1 protein-coding gene and 1 pseudogene are annotated in these 2,412 nt (G+C 73.5%); one reads left to right on the top strand and one right to left on the bottom strand.

Annotation, left to right across the window (positions count from 1 at the left end):
* Positions 1-130: 130 nt before the first annotated feature.
* Positions 131-1,705: pseudogene (locus ABZ641_RS33265) on the top strand (flavodoxin domain-containing protein); the annotation flags it as partial.
* A gap of 22 nt (positions 1,706-1,727) precedes the next feature.
* On the opposite strand, the gene ABZ641_RS33260 reads toward ABZ641_RS33265, so the two are convergent.
* Positions 1,728-2,412: hypothetical protein (locus ABZ641_RS33260; RefSeq protein WP_359987931.1), on the bottom strand; the 685-nt coding region annotated here is incomplete at its 5' end.

Here is a 2,412-nt window from a genome sequence, read left to right as displayed (position 1 = left end):
CTCGAGCTCTACATCGGTAACCCGGCCGGCATCTTCAGCTTCCTCTCCGCCAAGCTGCCCGCCGAGAAGATCGAGGAACTGCTCGCCGTCGCCAACTACGCCGCCGCGCCGTTCGGCAGCAAGGAGTTCGTCCTCGCAGACCGGCAACGCCGAGGAGATCGCCACCGGCGCCGCCGCCCGGCTCGCCGAGGCCGGCCGGAGCGCGACCGTCCTGCCCATGACGGACTGCGCCCCCGGCGCCCTGACCGCCGACACCGACCTGCTCGTGGTCACCAGCACCTTCGGCGACGGCGACGCCCCCGACAACGGCGCCGACTTCTGGCGGCAACTGGCCGACGGCGACGCGGCCCGCCTCCCCGACCTGCGGTACGCGGTGCTCGCCCTCGGCGACTCCAGCTACCACGACTTCTGCGGCCACGGCCGCCGCCTCGACGAGCGCCTCGCCGAACTCGGCGGCGTCCGCCTGCTGCCCCGCGTCGACTGCGAACCGGACTACGAGGAGGCCGCCGCCGGCTGGCTGGAGCAGGTGCTGACCGCGCTCACCGCGGAGCCCGCCCCGGCGCCGGCCGCTCCGCGCAGACCCACCAAGGCCGAACCGTTCACCGCCACCCTCACCGGCAACCGGCTGCTCAGCCTGCCCGGCGCCGCCAAGGAGGTCCGCCAGTTCACCTTCGACCTCGGTGCGAGCGGCGCCCTGGAGTACGAGGCCGGCGACGCGCTCGGCGTCTGGCCGGTCAACTGCCCCGAGCTGGTGGTGGAGTGGCTGGAGGCGACCGGCCAGCACCCCGACACCGAGGTCGAACTCGCCGGCGTCGGCCGGACGACGCTCTCCGAGGCGCTGCACCGGCACCTCGACCTGACCCGGATCACCACCGACCTGCTCCGCTTCGCCGCCGAGCGGACGGCCGACGGCCGGCTGCTCCGCAAACTGCTCCGCCCCGACAACAAGGACGAACTGGCGAAGTGGAGTTGGGGCCGGCAGGCGATCGACCTGGTGGCCGAGCACCCGGTGAAGGCCACCTCCCAGGAGTGGGTGGACGTGCTGAAGAAGCTGCAGCCGCGGCTCTACTCGATCTCCTCCAGCCCGCTGGTCGACCCGGCGAAGGTCCAACTCACGGTCTCCGTCGTGCGGTTCGACAATCCCGCCGGACGCCGCCGCAAGGGGGTGGCCTCCAGCTTCCTGGCGGACGCGGCCCCCGACACCCCGGTGCGGATCTTCGTGCAGCGCTCGCCGCACTTCCGCCCGCCCGCCGACCCGGCGGTGCCCGCCGTGATGATCGGCCCCGGCACCGGCGTCGCGCCCTTCAAGGGCTTCCTGGACGAGCGGCGGGCCCGTGGCGACCACGCCGGCAACTGGCTGTTCTTCGGCGAGCAGCGGCGCGCCACCGACTTCTACTACGAGGACGAGCTGGCCGCCCTCGGCGAGGCGGGCGTGCTCTCCCGGCTGGACCTGGCCTTCTCCCGCGACCAGCGGAACAAGGTCTACGTGCAGGACCGGATGCGCGAGCACGGCTCGCGGCTGTGGACGTGGCTGGAGGCGGGCGCCCACCTGTACGTCTGCGGCGACGCCGGCCGGATGGCCAAGGACGTCGACCGCGCCCTCCACGAGATCGTCGCCGCCCAGGGCGGGCTGAGCGAGGAGGGCGCGGCCGCGTACGTCAAGCAGCTGGCCGCGGACAAGCGCTACGTCCGCGACGTGTACTGACGGATGTTCGGTAGGCGCTCGATCAGCAGTTCTTGAAGGCGTCGCAGAGCGGCGCCCCCAGCAGGCGCAGGACGGCGGTGTCGTCCTTGACCGTCCAGGCGGCCTTGGGCTTCTTGGTGCCGTAGGGGCCGTAGACGGTCAGCTCGGCGACCGTGGTCGAGGTGGTCGTCAGGTACTCGTGGACGGTGATGCCGCCGCTGCCCTGCTTGAGGGTGATGGTGGCGGCCAGGTACGCCGGGTCCTCGGCGGTGACCTTCACGCTGGGGGTGGCGCCGTCCGGGGCGCAGGCCTTGACCTCCGCGGTCAGGGCGCGCAGCAGCGCACCGGCGGACTGCACGGCCCCGCTGGAGGTGCCCTTGAAGTGGACGACCGTCTGCTGGACCTGCCACTCGTCGGTGCCGCCGCTCAGCAGCGACTGCGCGCCGTCGGCGCCGGTGCCGAGGCCGGCGAGGTCCGAGGAGCGGGCCGAGTCGCAGAGCGTCTCGAAGGCGAACGGCTCGCCGTTCTTGACCGCCTTGGCCTTCCCGGCCTGCGCGGGCCAGTGGTAGGCGGAGTTCAGCGGCAGGTCGTTGCCCTTCATCCAGGCGGAGGCGGGAACGCCGTTGACGGCCGGGCCGGTGGCAGCGCCGGCCTTGGCGCTGGGGGAGGCGGCCGCGGAGGCGGCGTCCCCGGCGGGCGAGGGGTCGGCCGCGGACGGCGCGGCCTGG

Source organism: Kitasatospora sp. NPDC007106 (assembly GCF_040634455.1).
Lineage (GTDB): Bacteria > Actinomycetota > Actinomycetes > Streptomycetales > Streptomycetaceae > Kitasatospora > Kitasatospora arboriphila.
This window is presented reverse-complemented; position numbering and strand designations above follow the sequence as displayed.